The sequence below is a fragment of the Pseudooceanicola sp. DL12 genome (assembly GCF_056270665.1).
Window position 1 is genome coordinate 1,776,466 of record NZ_CM149884.1, and the last position, 22,735, is coordinate 1,799,200.

Below are 22,735 nucleotides of genomic sequence, written 5' to 3' on the forward strand. Positions count from 1 at the left end.
CGATCACTGGCCCGATCACTGGCCGGCGCGGCCGTGTGGCGCCTTGTCGAACATGTGCCGCCGGCCGGCATAGGTCAGCACAACCACCGTCAGCACGATGCGATAGAGGTGGTGCAGGGTGACCACCGCCGGGTTGGCGTTGAGCGAGAGCGCGACGAGCGCCATTTCCGTCACGCCGCCGGGCGAGAAGGAGATCAGCAGCACGTCGAAGGGCTGGCCGGTGACGGTGTGGATCGCCGCCGCCATGAAGGCCCCGAGGCCGATCATCGACACCACCGAGAGCACGGCGAGCCAGAGGGCGCGGACCATGCGGCGTGCGTCCATGCCGGCGAAACGGGTGCCGAGCGAGGTGCCGATCACCACCTGGCAGCCGGACACGAGCCACGTGGGCGCCTCGATCACCGCGAGGCCCGAGAGGGTGACGATACCGGCGGCGATCATCGGGCCGATGAGCTGCCCGGCCGGCAGTTTCAGCCGGCGAAAGACCACCAGCCCCACCAGCGCCACGGCCACCACCAGCGGAACATGCTCCAGCCCGACGGCATGATCGTTGAGCGAGACCCCGGCGGAGGAGCCCACCGGGTGCCCGTACCAGAGCGACAGGCCGATGGGCAGCAGGGTGACCACCATGATGATGCGCAGGAACTGCTGCACCGCGAGCACGCGGACATCGGCGCCGGCGGCCTCTCCGAAGATGATCGATTCGATCAGCCCGCCGGGGGCGCCTGAGTAGAAGGCCGTGGGCCGGTCATAGCGCCCGAGATGATGGAAGATCAGGAAGTTGATCCCCTGCGCCAGCGGCACGAAGAGGGTGAGCGCGGCGATCGACAGCGCGTAGCTGGGCATGGTGACGAGCACGTCCCAGGTGATCTTGGCGCCGATGGTGGCGCCGATGATGGCGATGAAGACGCCGCGCAGGGGCTCGTTGAAGCGGTAGTTCGGCGGCAGCAGCCGCGGAAAGACCCCGGTGACCAGCGCCACGGTGAAGAGCGAGCCCAGCATGTAGGGCAGCGGCACATGGGCATAGTGGCCCGCGAGACCACCGATCAGCCCGAGCCCGCAGAGCGCCAGGGCCAGGGGCAGGGAACGGAGGAAATCGGCAACTGCGGGACGGATGGGCGGCCTCATGTGCGGAACACGGGTGTTCGGGAACAGCGTGCAGGGGCAATGGACCATCAGATCTGCCGCGCCATGGGCGCCGGCCGGTCCGGTGCAGAAGACGTGGAGCGGGTAGCGGGAATCGAACCCGCGCGTTCAGCTTGGGAAGCTGACAGGCTACCATTACATCATACCCGCCGCGCGAGGGATGAGCTAAGCCAAGGGGGGCGGCGCGTCAAGATGGAAAGCGGCGGCGGCGCCCGTAACCTGCGTTGCGGCGGCATTTTTCGACAGAGGCGAAGGGGATGCGGGGGCCCTGGCGCCCGGCCGCTGCGCGGGCTGCGGGGGCCGGGAATGCCGTATTTGAGGAAAGATGAAGGGCAGGTGGCGGCGGCAGGCCGGGCATGAGTATTTCCGGAAAGATGAAATCGCAGGCCCCTGCAGTCCGCGCGGGGGCCTGTTTTCATCTTTCTCCAAATACGGATGCGGGCGCGTTCCGTCCGTGTGCCGTGAGGGGCCTAGCCGCGACGCCGGCGACGGCGGCCGCCGCCTGAGCCGTCACCGCCGCCGGTGTTGAAGGAGACATCGGGCAGCTGCACCACCTTGGCCAGTTCCGGGAAGGGATCGGTGGCATGGGGCAGGGCATTGGCCGAGACGAAATGCTCCTGGAAGGCGGGGGCGATGGCGGTCTCGATCTTGGTGATCTTGCGCACGTTTTCCTCGATCGTGTGCCGGGCCTCGCGGTTGCAGAGCGCGATGCGGGCGCCGGTACCGGCGGCATTGCCGGCAGAGCCGACGCGGTCGAGCGGCGCATCCGGGATCATGCCCAGCACCATGGCGTGTTTCGTCGAGATATGGGCGCCGAAGGCGCCGGCCAGCACGATGCGATCGACACGGTCGACGCCCATTTCGTCCATCAGCAGCCGGGCGCCTGCGTAGAGCGCGGATTTCGCAAGCTGTATGGCGCGGATGTCGCCCTGGGTGACCGAGATCAGCGGGCCGCCCTCGGCCGTGCCGTCGTGGAGCACGTAGGAATGGGTGCGCCCCTCGGGGATGCAGCGGGGGGTGCCGGTCTGCTCGGCCGAGCCGATGAGGCCGGAGGCGTCGAGCACGCCGGCCATGCGCATCTCGGCCACGGCCTCGATGATGCCCGAGCCGCAGATGCCGGTGATGCCGCCGGCGCCGACGGCCTCCTCGAAGGCGGGATCGGTGGACCAGAGATCGCAGCCGATCACCTTGAAGCGGGGCTCCTTCGTGGCCGGGTCGATCTCGACCCTCTCGATGGCGCCGGGGGCGGCACGCTGGCCGGAGGAGATCTGGGCCCCCTCGAAGGCGGGGCCGGTGGGCGAGGAGCAGGCGAGCACGCGCGTGGTATTGCCGAGCAGGATCTCGGCATTGGTGCCGACGTCGATGATCAGCACCAGGTCCTCGGATTTCTCGGGCGCCTCGGAGAGGGCCACGGCCGCCGCATCGGCGCCGACGTGCCCGGCAATGCAGGGCAGGATATAGGCGCGGGCGCGCGGGTTGATGCCGGTGAGGTCGAGCTCTGACGCGGGCAGGGAGAGCGAGGAGGAGGTCGCCAGCGCGAAGGGCGCCTGGCCCAGCTCGACCGGATCGATGCCGAGGAAGAGGTGGTGCATCACCGGGTTGCAGACCACGACGGCCTCGAAGATCAGCGCCGGGTCGATGTCGGCCTCCCTGGCCAGGGAGGAGGCGAGCTCGGAGAGGGCCTCGCGCACGGCGCGGGTCATTTCCGCGTCGCCACCGGGGTTCATCATCACGTAGGAGACCCGCGACATCAGATCCTCGCCGAAGCGGATCTGCGGGTTCATCAGGCCCGACGACGCCTTGACCTCGCCGGTCTCGAGATCCGTCAGATGCGCGGCGATGGTGGTGGAGCCGAGGTCGATGGCGAGGCCGTAGAGGCCGCTTTCGTGCAGGCCGGGCCAGACCTGCAGCACCCGCGGCGCGGCGCCGGTGTGATCCTGGTAGACGGCGCAGGTGACCTGCCAGCCGCCCTTGCGCAGGGCGGGCTGGAGCGTCGAGATCAGCGAGAGGTCGGCCTTGACGCCCTCGATCTGCCATTGCGCGGAGAGCGCGGCGGCGAGGCGTTCGAAATCGCCGGAGGGCTCGTGCATGTCGGGCTCCTCGACCTCGACGAAGCAGAGGCGGGTGGCCGGGTTCATGATGATCGCGCGGGTGTCGGCGCGCTTGCGGATCACCTGCTTGTGCACCTGGCTCTCGGGCGGCACGTCGATGACCACGTCGCGCAGGATCTGCGCCTGGCAGCCGAGGCGGCGGCCGGGTTTCAGGCCCCGCTTGTCCTGGTAGCGCTGTTCGACCTTGTTCCACTCGGAAAGCGCATCCTCGTGCACGGTGACGCCATGCTTGGAGAAGTCGCCGTAGGAGGGGGTGATCTGGCATTTCGAGCAGATGCCGCGGCCGCCGCAGACCGAGTCGAGGTCGACGCCGAGGGAGCGGGCAGCCTGGAGCACCGGGGTGCCGGCCGGGAAACGGCCGCGCTTGCCCGAAGGGGTGAAGATGACCAGAGGATCCTGGGGGGCTGCCTGTTCGCTCATGTCTGCCTCGCTCGTTTCGTCGGCACCTTAGGCAAAAGGGGGCGGAAGCTAAAGGGGGGCATGTGCGGGTGTGTGGAGGGCGCGCGAAGATGGGGCTCTGCCCCCGCGCCTGCGGCGCTCCCCCGGGATATTTCCGGCCAGATGACGGCGCCGGCCGTCCTGCGGGAGAGGGGGTCAGCCGGGCGGGTAGAGGGCGGCGATCTCGGTGAGGGCGGCGGTGACGGGATCGGCATGGGCGCGGGGACGGTGGACGAGGGAGACGTCGATCTGTTCGGTGAAATCGGCGATGGGCAGGAAGGTGGCGCCGGGGGTGGGCTGAGCCAGGCTGGAGGGGACCACGGCGAGGCCGAAGCCGGCGGCAGCGAGGCCGATGGCGGTGTGGGGCGTCGAGGCCTGGCAGGCCATGGCGGGGCTGTAGCCCAGGACGCGCTCGGTCAGGCCGAGGCCGTCCATGTCGCCGGGGCCGGCATAGCCGATGAAGGCGGCGTCGCGCAGCGCGGCGGTGGTGACGCTGTCGCGCCCTGCCAGCGGGTGGTCGGAGGGCAGGACGAGGCGGGGCGGGTGGCCGCCCAGGGAGCGCGCGGTGAGGCCCGCGGGCAGGTCGAGCCAGCGCACGGTGCCAAGGCCGATGTCGGCCTCGTCGCGCATCAGCCATTCCAGCAGCTGCAGCGGGTGGGCCTCGGCGGGTTCCAGCACGAGGCCCGGCAGCGTGGCGCGCAGGTGGCCCGAGACGCGGGCCAGGATATGCGAGGCGACCGCCCCGGCGGTGAAGCCGATGCGCAGGCGGCCGCTGCCGCCGGCGGCAGCCTCGCGGGCCATGTCGCGGGCGCGGTCGGCCTGGTGCAGCGTGCGGCGGGCCTCGGCGAGAAAGACCTCTCCGGCGCGGGTCAGCCGGATGCGGCGGCCGGAGCGATCGACGAGCGTTACATCAAGATCGGTCTCCAGGGCCTTGATCTGCATAGACAAGGCCGGCTGGACGATATGCAGCTTTTCCGCTGCACGGGCGAAATGCAGCGTTTCGGCGAGGGTGACGAAATAGCGGAGCTGACGGAGATCCATGAGGCGATTCCTTGATCAGAAAAACTGATTGAGGTGAAAGAAAGCCATATTGGAGGTGATCGAAAGAAAGGTCTAGCTGTCATCTTTGTGCCGGGGGCGAATGCCTCGGGGCACCCTAAAAAACGACGCCGGAGCTCCCCCTCGATGAGGGACCGGCGCCACTAGAAAAGGTGAGAAGATGACAGTTTCCCGCAGAAAATTCCTCGGCGGCGCAGCCCTGGGCGGCGCGGCTCTGGCGATGTCGGGTGATTACGTCCTGGCGGATACGCCGCTGGGCCAGCTGCCGGGCGTGAAGGTTGCCACGGACAAGCTCCCGGGCAAGCACGAGCTCTATGCCCTGCGCGACGGCATGGGCGAATACTATCTGTTCGGTGGCCAGGTGGCGACGCTGCTGGCCGGTCCGAACGAAACCGACGGCGAATTCGTGGCCGCCACGATCACCGGCAGCATGGATTCCGGCCTGCCGATCCATGTTCATGCCGAGACCGACGAGGTGCTCTATGTCATGAACGGCCGCCTGGAGCTGTTCCTGGATGGCAAGACCTACCTGATGACGCCGGGCGACTATGCCTTCGTGCCGGCGGGCACCGAGCACGGCTACCGCATGAAATCCTGGCGCACGCGCTTCCTGACCTGGAGCCTGGGCGACAAGCTGGGTGATTTCTACCAGTCGGTGGGCGAGCCCTTCTCGCGGCCGGTGAACCCGGAAAACCCCGACCTGAGCCTGTCGAAGGATGTGCTCCATGCCGCCGAGGGCAAGGCCGACGTCAAGTTCCTTCGCGAGATGCCGCAGGATGCCGAGTACACCCTGGTGACCACCGACGGTATCCCCACCACCAAGCAGCCCTATGTGGTGCAGGAAGCCCAGGGCGAGCGCCTGGTGGCCGCCGACCAGATGTTCGAGTTCCTGCAAACGGGCGAGAACAGCGACGGCACCTTCTTCTCGGTGATGACCGAAGGCCCTGCCGGCCCCGCGATCCCGTGGCACTATCACCAGCACCACACCGAGAACTTCTTCTGCCTGGACGGGCTGATGACGATGTGGGTGAACGGCGAGGAGATCAAGATCTACCCCGGCGACTACATTCAGATCCCGCCGAACACGGTGCATTCCTATCGCCTCGATGCGCCCTACACGCGCTTCTTCGGCTGGCTGGTGCCGGCGGTCTTCGAGCCGTTCTTCCGCACCATCGGCGATCCCTACGACGCCCATACCTTCCCGCTGGTGCCGCCGCAGTTCCGGTTTGACCGGGTGATGGCAAAGATCGACGAGCTCGATCTGCACGTGGTTGCCGTAAACGACTGACCGGCCCGCAAGAGGCTGAAACAAGAAAACGGGTAGAGCGGGGCCGGGCAGCGAAAGTTGCCCGGCCCCGGTATCTTTTGGCGGGACGGGGTCTGTCTCCTTGTGGAAATGACCTAAATGTCCCTATCCAGCGGCAAAACTCTTGTCATGATTGTTCGCATTCGTTCAGGTGAGCGCATAGGTGGAGTTTCGTCGAGACGGAGAATGCCATGAGGGATCGGCAGGTGAAAACGGCTTGCAGTTGGGTGCTGATCCTGGCGCTGGCACTTTCGGCGGCCTGGGCAGGTGCGAGCCGGGCGCAGGTGCGGGACCCGTCATCCGGAGCGCCGGTGCTATATGATCCCGTGGTCATCGGCGGGAAGAAATATCCGGTTTTCGGCAAGCGGATTTCGAAGAGCGGCTCGGCGCGGCTCGCGGTGCCGACCAAGCGCGGATGGGCCTGGGATGTGTCGACCTATTTGCCGGCAGGAAAGATCCTGCTGGTGACCAAGACCTGCCAGAATGACCGACGCAACAAGCAGTGGTGCCTGACGGTGACCGAGGACGGGCTGATGCTCTTCGTGCGTTCGGATGGCCTACACTTCTTCAAGGCAGACGGCTGGAGCGGGGACCTGGCCGTGGCGCTGACCGATAGCGAGGGAACCGCCACGAAGGATGGCCGGACGGTGCCTTTTTCCGCCTCGGAGGTGTTGCCGATTGCGGCCCAGGGCCTGCAGGACCTTTTCCTCATGGTCGACAGCAGCAGTCAAAAGAGCGGCTTTGATGATCCCGAAGAGGTGAAGGTGCCGGATGATCCGCGCCTTTTTGCAATTGTCACCATTGCCGACGTCCTGAAGCCGGAGGCATTTGCGCCGATCGTGCCGGTTCGCGCGAACGAGACCGCGAACCTGCTGATGCAGGCGATCGAGACCGGTGAACTCGATGGGGCCGCCCGCGCGCAGATCGTGGAGGATATCAGCAACATCCTTGTCATCGACACGAAGACCTGCGCTGTAGAGCTGGGCATCGATCTGTCGGCTGCCGCGGAGCTGGGGCTGGAGACGGGCAAGTTCCTGAGCGTGGTGAAAGCGAAGCTGGGGCTGACGGGCGAGTTCGCCGGGGCATTGAAATACCCCCAGGGGCTGGAGTTTGAGGCAAGCCGGTTCGTGCAGCTGGATCCCGAGGGCGGTGTACCGCGCTTCCTCGAGTTGTGGCTCGAGAAACGCTATGGCGAGAACGGTTGCCAGGACGTGGTTTTGACGCGGGTCATGGCCGAGGATGACGAGGATTACGGCGGCTTTCACGGCAGCATCGACAGCAACGACCTGGTCGAGGGCGTCAACTTCTCGGCGACGACGAAGTTGCCGCAGTATTCCTGTCGGGACGAATACCTGAGACTTATCGATCACCTCACCCAGGAGGACGGCAACCTGACCACGGAAAGTGCGGCCCTCATGGTGGCGAACATGGCGCGGTTCACGGGCGCCCGTGACGCAGCGAAGTGTGACTCCGGCAATTGACTGCGGCACCAGACCGGGGGGGGAAGCCGTTGTGCATCCCGTATAAACCCTGCATTGCGGGCATTGCCGCTGTGCGCGTTTTCGCCTTTCGCCCGTTCGATATCCGTGCAATAGGGAAGCGCCAAGTGAACTGACCCAGATGGAGAGACCCTATGGAGATTCGCGAGGCATTGACCTTCGATGATGTGTTGCTTGTACCGGCAGCGTCGTCCGTTCTGCCCTCGACGGCAGATACGCGGACCTGGGTCACGAAGAGGATTTCCCTGAACATTCCGCTGCTGAGCTCGGCAATGGACACGGTGACCGAGGCGCGCATGGCGATCACCATGGCGCAGGCCGGGGGCATCGGCGTGATCCACAAGAACCTGACGGTGGAACAGCAGGCACAGGAAGTGCGGCGGGTGAAGCGCTTTGAAAGCGGCATCGTCTACAACCCGGTGACGCTGACGCCGAACCAGACGCTGGCGGATGCAAAGGCGCTGACGGCGCAATACGGCTTCTCCGGTTTTCCGGTGGTGGATGAGAGCGGCCGCGTGGTGGGCATCGTGACCAACCGCGACATGCGCTTTGCCCAGAAGGACGAAACGCCCGTGCGGGTGATGATGACCAGCGACAACCTGGCCGTTCTGCACGAGCCGGCGGACCGTCAGCAGGCCATCGAGATGATGCGCGAGCGCCGGATCGAGAAGCTGCTGGTGACCGACGGCAAGGGCAAGCTGACCGGGCTGCTGACGCTGAAGGACACCGAGAAGGCCGTGCTGAACCCCACCGCCTGCAAGGACGACCTGGGCCGGCTGCGGGTGGCCGCGGCCACCGGCGTGGGCGACGCGGGCTTCGAGCGCAGCGAGGCGCTCGTGGATGCGGGCGTGGACATCCTGGTGGTGGATACGGCCCATGGTCACAGTGCCGGGGTGCTGGACGCCGTGACCAAGGTGAAGAAACTGTCGAACGACGTGCAGATCATCGCCGGCAACGTGGCCACGGGCGAGGCGACCCGGGCGCTGATCGATGCCGGGGCGGATGCCGTGAAGGTGGGGATCGGGCCGGGCTCGATCTGTACCACGCGGATGGTCGCGGGCGTCGGCGTGCCGCAGCTGACCGCGATCATGGATTGCTCCCGCGCTGCCGGTGACGTGCCGGTGATAGCCGACGGCGGCATCAAGTTCTCGGGCGATTTCGCCAAGGCCATCGCGGCCGGGGCCAGCTGTGCCATGGTCGGCAGCATGATCGCCGGCACCGACGAGAGCCCGGGCGAGGTGATCCTCTACCAGGGTCGTTCCTACAAGAGCTATCGCGGCATGGGCAGCCTTGGCGCAATGGCGCGCGGTTCGGCCGACCGCTACTTCCAGAAGGATGCCGCGAGCGACAAGCTGGTGCCGGAAGGGATCGAGGGACAGGTGCCCTACAAGGGTGCCGCGGGCGCGGTGATCCACCAGCTCGTCGGCGGCCTGCGGGCGGCCATGGGCTATACCGGCTGTGGCACCGTCGAGGAGATGCGCAAGAATTGCAACTTCGTGCGGATCACCGGCGCGGGCCTGTCGGAAAGCCACGTGCACGACGTGCAGATCACCCGCGAGAGCCCGAATTACCGGATCGGCTGATCGGTCTGCGGTGACGGAATTGCAAAAGGCGGCCCCGGGGGCCGCCTTTTTCGTTGGCGCATCGGGCTGATCAGAAGATCGAGGCCAGGGCGATGATCACGATCAGCGCGATGATCGGGCCGACGAGCGCGACGATGAAGATGTCGATATAGCTCTTGGCGTGGGTCATGTTGCAGATCGCCAGCAGGGTGACGACGGCGCCATTGTGCGGCAGGGCGTCGAGGCCGCCGGTGGCCACGGCAGTGACCCGGTGCAGCACTTCCGGAGAGATCCCGGCGGCGGTCGCCAGGGCAAGGTACTGATCGCCCAGGGTTTCCAGCGCGATCGACATGCCGCCCGAGGCCGAACCGGTGATGCCCGCGAGGATGTTCACCGCGATGGCGAGCGAGATCAGCGGGTTGCCCGGAGAGATGCCCAGGATCGCCTCTCGCAGCGCGTCGAAGGCCGGGGTGGCGGCGATGATGGCGCCGAAGCCCACCAGCGAGGCGGTGTTGAAGATCGGCAGCACCGAGGCCTCGGCGCCTTCGGAAAGGGCGGGGATCAGCCCCGCGGCCTTTGCGGGTTTCATCAGGAAGACCGAGAGGCAGGCGAGGGTGAGGGAGACGGTGATCGACCAGATGCCGATGACGTCGGCAGGCGCCTGTTCGCCCCAGAGCGGCTCTGCCAGGTAGGAAAGGTCCATCGCCGGGAAGACCAGTTTCGACAGCAGCAGGTTGACCAGGATGACCAGCACGATCGGCATGACGGCAAGCGCCACATGCATGTGCTCGAGCTTTTCCTCCTCGACAGGGGCGACGGCGCTGCCGAGGGGCAGGCTGTCGGCATAGCCCTCGCCGGCGGCCACCGCCTTGCCCGCGCGCCAGTGCAGCCAGGCATAGCCCACCGCCAGCATGACAATCGCGGCCACGATGCCGAGGATCGGCGCCGCAAAGGCGGTGGTGCCGAAGAAGGGCATGGGGATGGCATTCTGGATCGAAGGGGTGCCGGGCAGGGCCGTCATGGTGAAGGTGAAGGCGCCGAGGGCGATGGTGCCGGGGATCAGCCGGGCGGGCAGCGCGGCCTTCTCGAAGACGGCGGCGGCCACCGGGAAGACGGCAAAGGCCACCACGAAGAGCGACACCCCGCCATAGGTCAGCACGGCGCAGGACAGGATGATTGCCAGGATCGCGCGCTGGCCACCGAGCTTTTCCACGCTCCAGGTCCCGATCGATTGGGCCGCGCCCGAGACCTCCATCAGGCGGCCGAAGATCGCACCCAGCAGGAAGAGCGGGAAATAGGTGATGATGAAGCCGCCGGTGTTGCCCATGAAGATATGGGTGTAGCTGGCCAGCACGGGCAGGCCGGAGAGCGCGGCGGCCAGCACCGCCAGCACCGGAGCCAGAAGCAGCACCGAGATGCCCCGGTAGGCCAGCAATATCAGCAGCCCGAGGCAGAAGAGAATGACGACGATACCCATGTGTCCCCCTGAGTTTCTTTCGGGTAGAAAAATGTTCCCTATGTAAGCGTAAGAATATGACGCGTGTATGGCTATTGCTAAGTTCGCCTTGTGGGGTGATATGCGCGAGCCGCCAGAGGTGCGGGCAAAAGGAAGGGGGGAGCGCGCGTGACGGCGGAAACCGAAGCCGATCTGGTGATCTTTGATTTCGACGGGGTACTGGTGGACAGCGAGGTGATCAGCGCGCGGATGCTGGTGGCGGTACTGGCCGATCACGGCGTCACGGTGGACCTGCCCTATATTGCGCGGCATTTCCTCGGCCGGTCCTATCCGGTGGTCCTGGCGCAGATCCGGGCCGAGTTCGGGATCGACCTGCCGGAGGGGTTCGAGGCGGCCTATCGCGCACGGCTGTTGGCGGCCTTTGCCCGCGAGCTTCGGATCATGCCAGGCGTCATGGCGGTGCTGGAGGCATCGCAGGTGCCCTGCTGCATTGCCACGTCGAGCAGCGCCGAGCGCATGAAGACCTCCATGCAGATCGTTGGATTGACGGAATTTTTCGGTGAGCGCTTTACCACCGCAAGCGAGGTGGCGCGGGGCAAGCCGGCGCCGGATCTGTTCCTGCGGGCGGCGGAAAAGGCGGGCGTTGCGCCGGCGCGCTGCCTGGTGATCGAGGACAGCCTGCCGGGCATCCGCGCCGGGCTGGCCGCGGGCATGGAGGTCTGGCATTTTCGCGGGGGCAGCCACCTGAAGGGGCTCGACCTGACGGGCGAAATGCAGGTGGCGCCGCAAAGGCACTTTGCACATTTCGGGGAATTGCCGCATCTTGCCCCCGGGCTTTTCCGAACGGACGGTTAGGTATGGTGGCAGCAGGCAATGGCGATGACAGCGACCGCGCGCTGAAGGACGACGCGGCGCGGGCGGCCTGGATGTATTACGTCGGTGGCATGCGCCAGGACCGGATTGCCGAGGAAATGGGCATATCGCGCCAGCGCGCCCAGCGCCTTGTGGCACGGGCGATGCAGGACGGGCTGATCCGGGTGCGCATCGACCATCCGCTGGCCGCCTGCCTGGAGCTGGAACGCGATCTGAAACGGAAATTCGGCCTGAAACTGGCGCGCGTGGCGCCCAGCCTGGGCGGCGAGGGCGATGCACTGAAGGCCATCGCGCCGGTGGCCGCGGTGGAGCTGGAGCGGCTCTTTGCAGGGCCGGCGCCGGAGGTGATCGGCCTCGGCACCGGGCGCACGCTGCGCGCCGTGGTCGAGAACATGCAGGCGGTCGAGGGCAGCCATCACAAGCTGGTCTCGCTGATCGGCAATGTCAGCCCGGACGGCTCGGCGAGCTTCTACGAGGTGGTGATGCGATTCGCCGATCGCACCGGCGCGCTGCACTACCCGATGTCGGTGCCGGTGATGGCGCGCGACGCGGCGGAGCTGGCGCTCTATCGCTCGCTGCCCCATGTCGGCAGCAGCCGCGCCCTGGCCGAACAGGCCGGTCGCGTCATCGTGGGGATCGGCCAGATGGGCCCCGACGCACCGCTCTTCGTCGACGGGTTCATTACCGCCGAGGAACTGGAAAGCCTGCGGGGAGCCGGTGCCGTGGGAGAAATCTGCGGCCATGTATTTGACGCCGAGGGGTGCTACCTCGACCACCGGATCAACCGGCTGATGGTCGGCGTGCGGGTGGAAAAGACCGCCGGTGCGGCGCTTTGCATCGCTGGAGGTGCAAAGAAAATCAAGGCTTTGCGCGGCGCGCTGAAGGGCGGGCTGCTGGCCGGGCTGATCACCGACGAGATCTCGGCCCAGGCGCTGCTCGACCTCTGACACCCTGACGGACCGCGCCTGGCGCGCGGGCGGCTCTGCGCTGCGGCGGAAGATTTTCTTGACTCGTCACATGGCTTTGTGTGGGTAATAGCCCATCACCTGAGCAGTTGCTCAGATGCCAAGGGAGGAATACCATGAAAGTCACCTCAGGGGCGGCCCTGATGGCCTGTACCGCATTGACCTGTACCGCCATGACGTTTGGCGCGGGCAGTGCAGGGGCGGAGACCATCACCATCGCCACCGTCAACAACGGCGACATGATCCGGATGCAGGGTCTGACGCAGGATTTCACCGATGCCCATCCGGACATCGACCTGGAGTGGGTCACGCTCGAGGAAAACGTGCTGCGCCAGCGCGTGACCCAGGACGTGGCCACCAAGGGCGGCCAGTTCGACGTGATGACCATCGGCACCTACGAGGTGCCGATCTGGGCCAAGCAGGGCTGGCTGATGAGCCTGGACGACCTGCCGGAGGAGTGGGATGCGGAGGACATCCTGCCGGCCGTGGCCGGGGCGCTCTCCTACGACGGGTCGCTCTATGCCGCGCCGTTCTACGGCGAGAGCGCGATGATCATGTATCGCACCGACCTGATGGAGCAGGCCGGCATCGAGATGCCCGATCAGCCCACCTGGGATGACGTGATGAAGGCTGCCGCGGCGGTCACCGACCGCGACAACGAGATCTACGGCATCTGCCTGCGCGGCAAGGCGGGCTGGGGCGAGAACATGGCCTTCCTGACGGCCATGGCGAACTCCTATGGTGCGCGCTGGTTCGACATGGACTGGCAGGCGCAGTTCGACAGCCCGGAATGGACGGCCGCCGCCACCGATTACGTGGACATGATGGACAAGTACGGCCCCCCGGGCGCCTCGTCGAACGGCTTCAACGAGAACCTGGCGCTGTTCCAGCAGGGCAAGTGCGGCATGTGGATCGACGCGACCGTCGCGGCGAGCTTCGTGACCGATCCGAAGGAGTCCACCGTGGCCGACAAGGTGGGCTTTGCCCAGTTCCCGACCAAGGGCGACATGGACAACCATGGCAACTGGCTCTGGGCCTGGAACCTCGGCATCCCGGCCTCGACCGATGCGCCGGACGCGGCCAAGGCCTTTGTCGCCTGGGCGACCAGCAAGGATTACACCGCGCTTGTGGCCGGCAAGGAAGGCTGGCGCGCGGCGCCTCCGGGCACCCGCACCTCGCTCTATGAAAACGAGGAGTACAAGGCCGCGGCGCCCTTTGCCGAGATGACGCTGAACTCGATGAATGCGGCGGACACCCAGCACCAGTCGGTGCAGGAAACGCCCTATTCCGGCGGCCAGTTCGTGGCGATCCCGGAGTTCCAGGGCATCGGCACCGCGGTAGGGCAGCAGTTCTCTGCCGCACTGGCGGGGCAGGTGACGGCGGATCAGGCGCTGGCCAATGCCCAGCAGCTGACCAACCGCGAGATGAAGCGCGCGGGCTATCAGAAGTGATCTGAGCTCCGGCACTTCGCGACGGCCGGGGGCGGGTCCTTCACCGCCCCCGGTCATGCTCCCCTCGAAGATCCCAAGCGAGCCCGGCCTGAACGCGGGCCCAACAAGGCAGGTAAAACCATGGCCACACAGCATTCCCGCGGCGCGGCGAGGCTGATGATTTCGCCGTCGGTCGTCCTTCTCCTGGCGTGGATGATCGTCCCGCTGTCGATGACCCTCTATTTCTCGGTGCTCAGGTACAACCTGCTGATGCCGGGCGACCATCCCTTCGTGGGCTGGGAAAACTACTATTACTTCCTCACCGATCCGGCCTTCAGCTCGGCGCTGGTGAACACGCTGATGCTGGTGGGCGGCGTGCTGCTGATCACCGTGGTGGGCGGCGTTCTGCTGGGCCTGCTGCTCGATCAGCCGATGTGGGGCCAGGGGATCGTGCGGATCCTGGTGATCGCGCCCTTCTTCGTGATGCCGACGGTCAGCGCGCTGGTCTGGAAGAACATGTTCATGAACCCGGTGAACGGGCTCTTTGCCTATCTCGCCAAGGCGCTCGGGCTGCAGCCCTTCGATTTCCTGAGCCAGGCGCCGCTGCTGTCGATCATCGGGATCGTCAGCTGGCAGTGGCTGCCCTTTGCCACGCTGATCCTGCTGACGGCGATGCAGAGCCTCGACCGCGAGCAGCTGGAAGCGGCGGAAATGGACGGGGCGGGGGCCTTTTCGCGCTTTGTCCACATCATCGTTCCGCACCTGGCGCGCTCGGTGACGGTGGTGATCCTGATCCAGACGATCTTCCTGTTGTCGATCTTTGCCGAGATCCTGGTGACCACCAATGGCGGCCCCGGCACGGCGAGCACCAACCTGACCTACCTCGTCTATGCGCAGTCGCTGCTGCAGTTCGACGTGGGCATGGGCAGCGCAGGCGGCGTGGTGGCGATCATCCTGGCCAATATCGTGGCGATCTTCCTGATGCGGATGATCGGCAAGAACCTGGATGCGTGAGGGGGATTTGATGACGTGTTTCAACGCAGTCCGGCGGGAAAAGGGGCGCTGCCCCTCTGCGCCTGCGGCGCATTCACCCCGCCGTATTTCGGGAAAGATGAAGCAGGGAGGGCGTGGCCATGGCGCGTAAGGTGAGCGTGCAGCGCAAGGCGCTGATGACGGCGCTGGCCTGGATGGTGGGTCTGGCGATCTTCTTTCCGATCCTCTGGACCATCCTGACCAGCTTCAAGACCGAGGCCCAGGCGATTGCCGACCCGCCGATCTGGTTCCGCTTCGACTGGACGCTGGAGAATTACGTGACGGTGCAGGAGCGCTCGAACTACTTCCGGCATTTCATGAACTCGGTGGTGATCTCGGTGGGCTCGACCATCTGCGGGCTGATCATCGCGGTGCCGGCGGCCTGGTCCATGGCCTTCGTGCCGGGCAAGCGCACCCGCGACGTGCTGATGTGGATGCTCTCGACCAAGATGCTGCCAGCGGTGGGGGTTCTGGTGCCGATCTACCTGATCTTCCGCAATCTCGGATTGCTCGATACCCGCACCGGGCTGGTGATCGTGCTGACGCTGATCAACCTGCCGATCATCATCTGGATGCTCTACACCTACTTCAAGGAGATCCCCGGCGAGATCCTGGAGGCGGCGCGCATGGACGGTGCGGGGCTGAAGGAGGAGGTGGTGCATGTTCTGCTGCCGATGGCGGTGCCGGGCATGGCCTCGACCGTGCTGCTGAACATCATCCTGGCCTGGAACGAGGCCTTCTGGACGCTGAACCTGACGGCGGCCAAGGCGGCGCCGCTGACGGCCTTCATCGCCAGCTATTCCAGCCCCGAAGGGCTGTTCTACGCGAAACTGAGCGCGGCCAGCACCATGGCCATCGCCCCGATCCTCATCATGGGCTGGTTCAGCCAGAAACAACTCGTGCGCGGCCTGACCTTCGGCGCGGTGAAGTAAGGAAGACTATCATGGGACGTATCACGCTTGACCAGGTGACCAAGAGTTTCGGCGACGTGGAGGTGATCCCGCCGCTGGATCTGACCATCGACGACGGTGAATTCGTGGTTTTCGTCGGCCCCTCCGGCTGCGGCAAGTCCACGCTGCTGCGGCTGATCGCGGGGCTGGAGGATGTGACCACCGGGCAGATCCGCATCGACCGCGAGGATGCCACCGACCTGCCGCCGGCGAAACGGCGGCTGGCGATGGTCTTCCAGAGCTATGCGCTCTATCCGCACATGTCGGTGAAGAAGAACATCGCCTTTCCGCTGAAGATGGCGAAGATGCCGAAGGAGGAGCAGGAGAAGCGCGTGGCCAATGCCGCCAAGGTGCTGAACCTGACCGATTACCTGGACCGGCGGCCGGGGCAGCTCTCTGGCGGGCAGCGGCAGCGGGTGGCGATCGGGCGGGCCATCGTGCGCGAACCGGCGGCCTTCCTCTTCGACGAGCCGCTGTCGAACCTCGACGCGGCGCTGCGGGTGAACATGCGGTTGGAGATTTCCGAGCTGCACAACACGCTGGCGACCACGATGATCTACGTGACCCACGACCAGGTCGAGGCCATGACCATGGCCGACAAGATCGTGGTGCTGCAGGCGGGGCGGATCGAGCAGGTGGGCAGCCCGCTGGAGCTGTACCATACCCCGCGCAACCGCTTCGTCGCGGGGTTCATCGGCAGCCCGAAGATGAATTTCATCGAAGGGCCGGAGGCGGCGAAGTTCGACTGCCCCTGCATCGGCGTGCGTCCGGAGCACCTGAACGTGTCGACCGAGGGCGGCACCTGGAGCGGCACCGTGGGCGTGGGCGAACACCTGGGCTCGGACACCTTCTTCCATGTCCATCAGACGGGGCTGGCCGAGACGGTGACGGTGCGGGCCAGCGGCGAGGTATCGCTGAAGCACGGTGACCGGATCTTCCTCAGCCCGGAGCCGGAAAAGATCCATCGCTTTGACGCAGAAGGTTTGCGCATCGCCTGAAGAACGGCCCGCAGGGCATTGTAAAATTTGGATAAGGAGGCAGCGTCATGAAGTTGGCGGCAGAGACTCTCGGCCAGGTGAACCCGGATGTGGCGCGGCCCGCCTATGATCGCGCGGCGCTGTCGCATGGCATCGTGCACGTGGGGCTGGGCAATTTTCACCGGGCGCATCAGGCGGTCTATCTCGACGATCTCTTTGCCCTCGGGGTGGACCACGACTGGGCGATCACGGGCGCCGGCGTGCGGGCACCGGACGGGGAGATGCGCGAGATGCTGGCGGCGCAGGACTACCTCTCGACGGTGATCGAGCTGGACCCGGAGGGGACCCGGGCGCGGATCACCGGCGCGATGATCGATTTCGTGCCGGTCCGCCCGGACAACGCGCCGCTGATCGCCAAGATGGCCGATCGGGCGACGCGGATCGTGTCGCTGACGGTGACGGAGGGGGGCTATTACGTTTCGGCCGATACCGGAACCTTCGACCCGGCGCATCCCGACATCGTGGCGGATGCGGCGCAGGCGGACAGGCCCGCGACCGTCTTTGGCGCTATCGTCGCGGCGTTGAAGGCGCGGCGGGCGGCAGGTGAGCCGCCGTTCACGGTGATGTCCTGCGACAACCTGCCGGGCAACGGCGATGTGACGCGGGACGCGGTGGTGGGCTTTGCCCAGCTGGTGGACCTGGACCTGGCCGACTGGATCGAGGGGCAGGTGGCCTTTCCCAATGCTATGGTCGACCGGATCACGCCGGCCACCGGCGCGCGGGAACGGGCGCTGGCCGCGCGCTTCGGCATCGACGATCCGGTGCCGGTGACCTGCGAGCCGTTTCGCCAATGGGTGCTGGAGGACAGGTTTCCGCTGGGCCGGCCGCGCCTCGAGAAGGTGGGGGTGACCTTTACCGACGACGTGCACGTCTATGAACGGATGAAGATCCGCATCCTGAACGGCGGGCATGCGGTGATCGCCTATCCCGGCGCGCTGCTCGGCTGCGAGCTGGCCCATGAAGCCATGGCGCATCCGCTGGTGCATGCCTTCTTCCGCAAGGTCGAGGAGGAGGAGATCCTGCCGCATGTGCACGCCGTGCCGGAATTCACGCCCGAGGCCTACCTGGAACTGATCGACGCGCGGTTTTCCAACCCGGCGGTCGAGGACACCACGCGGCGGCTTTGCCTTGACGGCTCTAACCGGCAACCGAAGTTCATCGTGCCCTCGGTGCGCGACGGGCTTGCGGCGGGGGGATCGGTGACCGGGCTGGCTCTGCTCTCGGCGCTCTGGTGCCGGTACTGCGCGGGGCACCTGGAGGACGGCACCGCGGTGGCGCCGAACGACCCGGGCTGGGAGCGGCTGCAGGCGGCGTCGGCGGCGGCGCGGGACGATCCGCGCGCCTGGCTGGCGATGCGCGATGTCTATGGCGCGACCGGGCAGGATCCGGCCTTTGCCGGGGCCTTCGGCACCTGGCTGCGCATGATCTGGGACGAGGGCGTCGAGGCGACGCTCAGGGCCTACCTGGGGTGATCGGGGCGCCGCGCAGGGAACGGGAAGGGGAAAGGGGCGCCGGTTGGGGCGCCCCTTTTTCCTGTGCGGTCAGCGGGGTGTCAGCCCAGAAGCTCGCTTCGCCAGGGCGGGTTGGCGCCGGCGCGGGCAACGGTCACCGAGGCGACCCTTGTGCCGAAGGTCAGGGCCTCCGAGAGGGCATCGGGGGCAATCCCGCGCAGGGCTGCCTTGGTCAGAAGGCCCTGTTCGGACAGGCTGCAGAGCACGCCGGCATTGAAGGTATCGCCGGCGCCGACCGTATCCACGACCTGGGCCGGGACGGCAGGCACATGCAGGCTCTCGCCGTCGCCGAAATAGGCCGAGGCGCCCTCGGCCCCGCGGGTCAGGATGACCACGGCGGCCCCGGCATCGCAGAGGCCCGCGGCCTTGGCGTCGATGCTGGTGCGCTCGGGCGAGAGCCATTCCAGGTCCTCGTCGGAGATCTTGATGATATCGGCCTGCGCCAGCATCCGGCCGAGGCGCGCGCGATAGGCCGCCTCGTCGCGGATGAAGCCGGCGCGGATGTTCGGATCGACCATGATGACGTGGCTGGCGGCGTGTCGGTCGCAGAGCGCGGCATAGGTCTCGGCGCCGGGCTCGACCACCAGGCTGATGCCACCGAAATAGAGCGCGCTCGCGTCCTCCGGCAGGGCGGGCAGATCGGCGGGGTCGATCATGCGACCGGCCGAGTTCTCGTCGTAGAAGGTATAGCTCGCCTTGCCGTCGGTCAGCTGGACGAAGGCCATGGTGGTGGGGCGGTCGGCGCGGATCAGCAGGTCGGTCGAGACACCGGCCTCGCGCAGGCCGAGGGCGAGGCGGTCACCGAAGAGATCGGTGGAAATCCCGCTGATCATCGCGGTGGCGGTTCCCAGCCGACCAAGCGCCACGGCGGTGTTGAAGACGGCGCCGCCGTTGTGCGGCACATAGCCGTCGGGCCCGCCGGAAACGGTGGGCGTGGGGATCATGTCCACGAGGGCTTCGCCGCAGCAGATCAGCATGTCCGGTGTCCTTTCGGAGGGGCTTGGGCGGGGCCTGGGGGCGCCGCGGAGAGGTGGACGGAGCGCCGGCTCTATCCTGTGGAATTCCTAGGAGATTTGCGGCCTCAAGTCGAGTGTGGCGAATGGCTTTCAAGGGGCCTGATGCGGGAAATCCGCGCATGGCCGGCGGCCGGTGTGCGGGGCTCTTCGACCGGCGGCGCCCCGTGGCAAAATGTCCCCGCGGGGCCTGTGGATAACTCTGGGGAGCAAAAGCCGTGAATCAGGGGAGAACCGCCGCAAAGCCCGAAAGCGGCCCGTTGCGCCGAAATATTTTCACCGCCCGGAAACAAGGAGGGTGTCATACGGATACGCATAAATTTCGATCTCCGTATAGTTAACGTTTTCAATGGGTTGTGATGATTAACCGAGTTTTCCCTTTCAAGTCAGGGGGTTGGTGGCCTGGTGGGTAAACTACCCAGGCGTGTGTTCCCTGGATGCCCGGGAGGGGCGAGAGCGCCCTGTGTGTTGCCTGTGGACGCCAGTGGATATTTTTTCACGAGGGTGCAGGCGCGTGCCGTGCCGGTGCCGTCTTGGCAGGCGTTTTCAAGCGCCAACTTCGCAAGGCAGCCATGCATCGGCCTGTCACTTGCCTGTCATGGGCGAGAGGAGTAGGTGTGGATCCCGTCTCGGACATGAACCCGCCGGCCTCCATCCGCGACGCGCCGGTGTGCGGTGCGTCCGGATCATGGATTCCGATCTGAAAGGAGGCGGCATGAACGCGATGATGAAACCCGAGGAGGCAGCCCTGCTGGCGGTCAGGGAGGCGTTGAAACAGCGCCTGGGCGACCGGCTGCAAACCTCTCGGGCGCTTTGCGAACAGCACGCCAACACCGCGACGGGCCGGGGCACCCAGCCCCCCGACATGGTGGCCTTTCCCGAGAGCACCGACGACGTCTCCTTCATTGCGCGCAGCTGTCATGAACATGGCGTGCCGTTGATCCCCTTCGGTGCCGGCTCCTCTCTCGAAGGGCAGCTGAACGCGCCGTTCGGCGGCGTCTCCATCGACATGAGCCGCATGGACAAGGTGCTTGAAACCCGGGAGGAGGACCTGCTCGTGGTGGTCCAGCCGGGCATCACCCGCAAGCGCCTGAACACCGACCTGCGCGCCACGGGGCTGCATTTTCCCATCGATCCCGGTGCGGATGCCAGCATCGGTGGCATGTGCGCCACCCGCGCCAGCGGCACCAACGCGGTGCGCTATGGCACGATGGCGGAAAACGTCCTCGCGCTGGAGGTCGTTCTGGCCGATGGCACGGTGGTGCGCACCGGCTCGCGGGCGGTGAAATCCGCCGCCGGTTATGACCTGACCCGCCTGATGATCGGCAGCGAGGGCACCCTGGGCATCATCACGGAAGTCACCCTGCGCCTGCGCGGCCTGCCGGAAGAGGTGCTGGCCGGGGTCGCGACCTTCCACGACCTGGCCAGCGCCTGCAAGACGGTGATCACCCTGGTGCAGATCGGTCTCGACATCGGCCGCGTCGAGCTGCTTGATCCCACCCAGATCCGCGCCGTCAACGCCTATTCCAAACTCGAACTGCCGGAAGTGCCGACGCTCTTCTTCGAATGCGCGGGCACCGATACCTCGGCGCGCGACGCGGCCCAGCTCTTCTCGGACATTGCTGAGGAAGAGGGCGCCATCGAGGTGGAATATTCCGCCAATCACGACAAGCGCCACAAGCTCTGGGCGGCGCGCCACGATGCCTACTGGGCGGCTCTGGCGCTGCGGCCGGGCTGCAAGGGGCTGGTCAGCGATGCCTGCGTGCCGATTTCGGCGCTGGCAGAGAACATTGCCGCGGCAGGTGCCGACCTCGAGGCCAAGGGCCTTGTCGGCACGATCCTCGGCCACGTGGGAGACGGCAATTTCCACGTCATCCTGATGAACGATCCCGACGACGCCGAAGAGGCGCCGAAGGTGAAGGACTTCCTGCATGGCATCACCGAGCGCGCCCAGGCGGCGGGCGGAACCTGCACCGGCGAACATGGCGTGGGGCAGGGCAAGATGGAGGCGCTGGCCGTCGAGGCGGGTGCCGCCCTGCAGGTGATGCGCGCCGTCAAGGCGGCGCTGGATCCGAAGAACATCCTGAATCCCGGCAAGCTCTTCGGCGATACCTGACATGACACCACAAGCACGTATTGCCGCGGCAGCCGGACTGCTGGACGACATCCTTGCGGGCAAGCCGGCGGAAAAGGCCCTGACGGGCTGGGCCCGCCGGTCGCGCTTTGCAGGATCCAAGGACCGTGCCGCCGTGCGCGACCACGTCTTCGACACGATGCGCAACCTGCGCAGCTTTGCCGCCCGGGGCGGCGGCATGTCCGGACGGGGGCTGATGATCGGGATGCTGCGCGCCCAGGGCATCGATCCGGAGACGATGTTTACCGGCGATGGCCATGCCCCGAGCCCGCTGACGGCGGTGGAGCTGGCCTCCGGTGCGCCGCCCAGCGACGAGCCCGAACGCTTTGACCTGCCGGACTGGATCTGGCCGCGCATGGTGGCCTCGCTGGGCGAGGATGCCCCCACGGTGGCCGAAGCGCTCCGCCTGCGCGCGCCGGTGCACATTCGCGTCAACACAGCGCTGACCACGCCCGAGGCCCTGACCGAGGAACTGGCCCGCGACGGCATCCTGGCGCTGCCCGGGCCGCTGGCCGCAAGCGCGCTGGAGGTGGCCGAGGGCGCAAGGCGCCTGTCGGGCACGGCGGCCTACGAGGCCGGCCGTTTCGAGATGCAGGATGCCTCCAGCCAGGCGATCTGCGAGGCGGTGCCGATCGCCGACGGGCAGCGGGTGCTGGATTATTGCGCCGGCGGGGGCGGCAAGACGCTGGCGCTTGGCGCGCGGGCCGACCTGGCGCTCTTTGCCCATGATGCCGCGCCGGACCGGATGAAGGACCTGCCGGTCAGGGCCCGGCGCGCCGGGCTGTCGGTGACGCTGCTCGACGATGCCGGGGTCGGCGAAAATGCTCCGTTCGACCTGGTGATCTGCGACGTGCCCTGTTCCGGCTCCGGCGCCTGGCGGCGCGCGCCCGAGGGCAAGTGGCGCCTGACCGAGGAGGACCTCGACCGCCTGCGCGCCGTGCAGGCCGAGATCCTCGACAAGGTCGTGCCCCTGGTCGCTCCCGGCGGCACGCTCGCCTATGCCACCTGTTCGCTTCTCGACGAGGAAAACGGCGGACAGGCCGCGGCCTTCCTCGAACGTCACCCTGAGTGGCAACAGGTGCTCAGTCGCCGGCTGACCCCGGTGGACGGCGGCGACGGCTTCTTTCTGGCCTGTTTCTCCCGGTCGTGATCTGCCGGTCGTGACCTGCCGAGCGGCGGCAAGCGCCGCGCCGGTGGGCGGTGGGCGGTGGCC

Annotated in this window: 17 protein-coding genes and 1 tRNA gene; 12 read left to right on the plus strand and 6 right to left on the minus strand. The window is 66.7% G+C overall.

Annotation, left to right across the window (positions count from 1 at the left end; translation table 11 throughout):
* Positions 1 to 15 precede the first annotated feature (15 nt).
* The 4 genes from AC0WR5_RS08340 to AC0WR5_RS08355 form a co-directional block, all read right to left on the minus strand.
* On the minus strand, positions 16 to 1,128 hold the full coding sequence (locus AC0WR5_RS08340) for an AbrB family transcriptional regulator (RefSeq protein WP_475868129.1): 1,113 nt from the start codon (positions 1,126 to 1,128) through the stop codon (positions 16 to 18).
* Between the two features lie 94 nt (positions 1,129 to 1,222).
* A tRNA-Gly gene (locus tag AC0WR5_RS08345) sits at positions 1,223 to 1,296 on the minus strand.
* A 320-nt stretch (positions 1,297 to 1,616) separates the two neighbouring features.
* Positions 1,617 to 3,677 (minus strand): ASKHA domain-containing protein, encoded by a 2,061-nt coding sequence (locus AC0WR5_RS08350; RefSeq protein WP_475868130.1) that lies wholly within the window; start codon positions 3,675 to 3,677, stop codon positions 1,617 to 1,619.
* A gap of 174 nt (positions 3,678 to 3,851) precedes the next feature.
* Complete coding sequence (locus AC0WR5_RS08355; RefSeq protein ID WP_475868132.1) at positions 3,852 to 4,736, minus strand: LysR family transcriptional regulator; 885 nt, start codon at positions 4,734 to 4,736, stop codon at positions 3,852 to 3,854.
* Positions 4,737 to 4,914: 178 nt separating this feature from the next.
* Between AC0WR5_RS08355 and AC0WR5_RS08360 the strand changes: the two genes are divergently transcribed.
* The 3 genes from AC0WR5_RS08360 (at position 4,915) to guaB (ending at position 9,142) form a co-directional block, all read left to right on the plus strand.
* The gene (locus tag AC0WR5_RS08360) at positions 4,915 to 6,042 is read left to right on the plus strand and encodes a quercetin 2,3-dioxygenase (protein ID WP_475868134.1); all 1,128 of its coding nucleotides are present in this window, start codon (positions 4,915 to 4,917) and stop codon (positions 6,040 to 6,042) included.
* 209 nt (positions 6,043 to 6,251) lie between these two features.
* A complete protein-coding gene (locus AC0WR5_RS08365) occupies positions 6,252 to 7,541 on the plus strand; it encodes a hypothetical protein (RefSeq protein WP_475868136.1) in 1,290 nt (429 codons plus the stop codon).
* A gap of 152 nt (positions 7,542 to 7,693) precedes the next feature.
* Entirely contained in the window at positions 7,694 to 9,142 is a 1,449-nt protein-coding gene (gene guaB, locus AC0WR5_RS08370; protein ID WP_475868138.1) for an IMP dehydrogenase, read from the plus strand.
* A 70-nt stretch (positions 9,143 to 9,212) separates the two neighbouring features.
* Here guaB and AC0WR5_RS08375 read toward each other — a convergent pair whose 3' ends face one another.
* On the minus strand, positions 9,213 to 10,598 hold the full coding sequence (locus AC0WR5_RS08375) for a GntP family permease (protein WP_475868140.1): 1,386 nt from the start codon (positions 10,596 to 10,598) through the stop codon (positions 9,213 to 9,215).
* Positions 10,599 to 10,745: 147 nt separating this feature from the next.
* On the opposite strand from AC0WR5_RS08375, the gene AC0WR5_RS08380 reads away from it, so the two are divergent.
* The 7 genes from AC0WR5_RS08380 to AC0WR5_RS08410 all read left to right on the plus strand — a co-directional run bounded on the left by AC0WR5_RS08380 (position 10,746) and on the right by AC0WR5_RS08410 (position 18,336).
* The gene (locus AC0WR5_RS08380; protein ID WP_475868142.1) at positions 10,746 to 11,432 is read left to right on the plus strand and encodes an HAD family hydrolase; all 687 of its coding nucleotides are present in this window, start codon (positions 10,746 to 10,748) and stop codon (positions 11,430 to 11,432) included.
* Positions 11,433 to 11,434: 2 nt separating this feature from the next.
* Complete coding sequence (locus AC0WR5_RS08385) at positions 11,435 to 12,397, plus strand: sugar-binding transcriptional regulator (protein ID WP_475868144.1); 963 nt, start codon at positions 11,435 to 11,437, stop codon at positions 12,395 to 12,397.
* Between the two features lie 161 nt (positions 12,398 to 12,558).
* Positions 12,559 to 13,866 (plus strand): ABC transporter substrate-binding protein, encoded by a 1,308-nt coding sequence (locus AC0WR5_RS08390; protein ID WP_475868949.1) that lies wholly within the window; start codon positions 12,559 to 12,561, stop codon positions 13,864 to 13,866.
* A 120-nt stretch (positions 13,867 to 13,986) separates the two neighbouring features.
* Positions 13,987 to 14,859: a carbohydrate ABC transporter permease gene (locus tag AC0WR5_RS08395; RefSeq protein ID WP_475868146.1), complete on the plus strand. Its 873-nt coding sequence runs from the start codon at positions 13,987 to 13,989 to the stop codon at positions 14,857 to 14,859.
* Between the two features lie 119 nt (positions 14,860 to 14,978).
* Positions 14,979 to 15,809 carry a carbohydrate ABC transporter permease gene (locus tag AC0WR5_RS08400; RefSeq protein WP_475868148.1) on the plus strand — a complete coding sequence of 277 codons (831 nt, stop codon included), beginning with the start codon at positions 14,979 to 14,981 and terminating at the stop codon, positions 15,807 to 15,809.
* A gap of 11 nt (positions 15,810 to 15,820) precedes the next feature.
* Positions 15,821 to 16,825, plus strand: coding sequence for an ABC transporter ATP-binding protein (locus AC0WR5_RS08405; RefSeq protein ID WP_475868150.1), 1,005 nt, complete (start codon positions 15,821 to 15,823; stop codon positions 16,823 to 16,825).
* A gap of 47 nt (positions 16,826 to 16,872) precedes the next feature.
* Positions 16,873 to 18,336, plus strand: a complete 1,464-nt coding sequence (locus AC0WR5_RS08410; RefSeq protein WP_475868152.1) for a mannitol dehydrogenase family protein — start codon at positions 16,873 to 16,875, stop codon at positions 18,334 to 18,336.
* Positions 18,337 to 18,416: 80 nt separating this feature from the next.
* Here the strand turns inward: AC0WR5_RS08410 and AC0WR5_RS08415 are convergent, their stop codons facing one another.
* Positions 18,417 to 19,352, minus strand: a complete 936-nt coding sequence (locus tag AC0WR5_RS08415; RefSeq protein ID WP_475868154.1) for a carbohydrate kinase family protein — start codon at positions 19,350 to 19,352, stop codon at positions 18,417 to 18,419.
* Positions 19,353 to 20,103: 751 nt separating this feature from the next.
* On the opposite strand from AC0WR5_RS08415, the gene AC0WR5_RS08420 reads away from it, so the two are divergent.
* Both AC0WR5_RS08420 and AC0WR5_RS08425 read left to right on the plus strand, forming a co-directional pair.
* A complete protein-coding gene (locus tag AC0WR5_RS08420) occupies positions 20,104 to 21,504 on the plus strand; it encodes an FAD-binding oxidoreductase (protein ID WP_475868155.1) in 1,401 nt (466 codons plus the stop codon).
* A gap of 1 nt (position 21,505) precedes the next feature.
* Entirely contained in the window at positions 21,506 to 22,672 is a 1,167-nt protein-coding gene (locus AC0WR5_RS08425) for an RsmB/NOP family class I SAM-dependent RNA methyltransferase (protein WP_475868157.1), read from the plus strand.
* The last annotated feature ends 63 nt before the right edge of the window (positions 22,673 to 22,735 follow it).

What these genes read in the sequence shown, in the direction of transcription:
- AC0WR5_RS08340 (WP_475868129.1), bottom strand. Translation starts at nt 1,128, where the DNA reads ATGAGGCCGCCCATCCGTCCCGCAGTTGCCGATTTCCTCCGTTCCCTG.
- AC0WR5_RS08350 (WP_475868130.1), bottom strand. Translation starts at nt 3,677, where the DNA reads ATGAGCGAACAGGCAGCCCCCCAGGATCCTCTGGTCATCTTCACCCCT.
- AC0WR5_RS08355 (WP_475868132.1), bottom strand. Translation starts at nt 4,736, where the DNA reads ATGGATCTCCGTCAGCTCCGCTATTTCGTCACCCTCGCCGAAACGCTG.
- AC0WR5_RS08360 (WP_475868134.1), top strand. Translation starts at nt 4,915, where the DNA reads ATGACAGTTTCCCGCAGAAAATTCCTCGGCGGCGCAGCCCTGGGCGGC.
- AC0WR5_RS08365 (WP_475868136.1), top strand. Translation starts at nt 6,252, where the DNA reads ATGAGGGATCGGCAGGTGAAAACGGCTTGCAGTTGGGTGCTGATCCTG.
- guaB (WP_475868138.1), top strand. Translation starts at nt 7,694, where the DNA reads ATGGAGATTCGCGAGGCATTGACCTTCGATGATGTGTTGCTTGTACCG.
- AC0WR5_RS08375 (WP_475868140.1), bottom strand. Translation starts at nt 10,598, where the DNA reads ATGGGTATCGTCGTCATTCTCTTCTGCCTCGGGCTGCTGATATTGCTG.
- AC0WR5_RS08385 (WP_475868144.1), top strand. Translation starts at nt 11,435, where the DNA reads ATGGTGGCAGCAGGCAATGGCGATGACAGCGACCGCGCGCTGAAGGAC.
- AC0WR5_RS08390 (WP_475868949.1), top strand. Translation starts at nt 12,559, where the DNA reads ATGGCCTGTACCGCATTGACCTGTACCGCCATGACGTTTGGCGCGGGC.
- AC0WR5_RS08395 (WP_475868146.1), top strand. Translation starts at nt 13,987, where the DNA reads ATGGCCACACAGCATTCCCGCGGCGCGGCGAGGCTGATGATTTCGCCG.
- AC0WR5_RS08400 (WP_475868148.1), top strand. Translation starts at nt 14,979, where the DNA reads ATGGCGCGTAAGGTGAGCGTGCAGCGCAAGGCGCTGATGACGGCGCTG.
- AC0WR5_RS08405 (WP_475868150.1), top strand. Translation starts at nt 15,821, where the DNA reads ATGGGACGTATCACGCTTGACCAGGTGACCAAGAGTTTCGGCGACGTG.
- AC0WR5_RS08410 (WP_475868152.1), top strand. Translation starts at nt 16,873, where the DNA reads ATGAAGTTGGCGGCAGAGACTCTCGGCCAGGTGAACCCGGATGTGGCG.
- AC0WR5_RS08415 (WP_475868154.1), bottom strand. Translation starts at nt 19,352, where the DNA reads ATGCTGATCTGCTGCGGCGAAGCCCTCGTGGACATGATCCCCACGCCC.
- AC0WR5_RS08420 (WP_475868155.1), top strand. Translation starts at nt 20,104, where the DNA reads ATGAACGCGATGATGAAACCCGAGGAGGCAGCCCTGCTGGCGGTCAGG.
- AC0WR5_RS08425 (WP_475868157.1), top strand. Translation starts at nt 21,506, where the DNA reads ATGACACCACAAGCACGTATTGCCGCGGCAGCCGGACTGCTGGACGAC.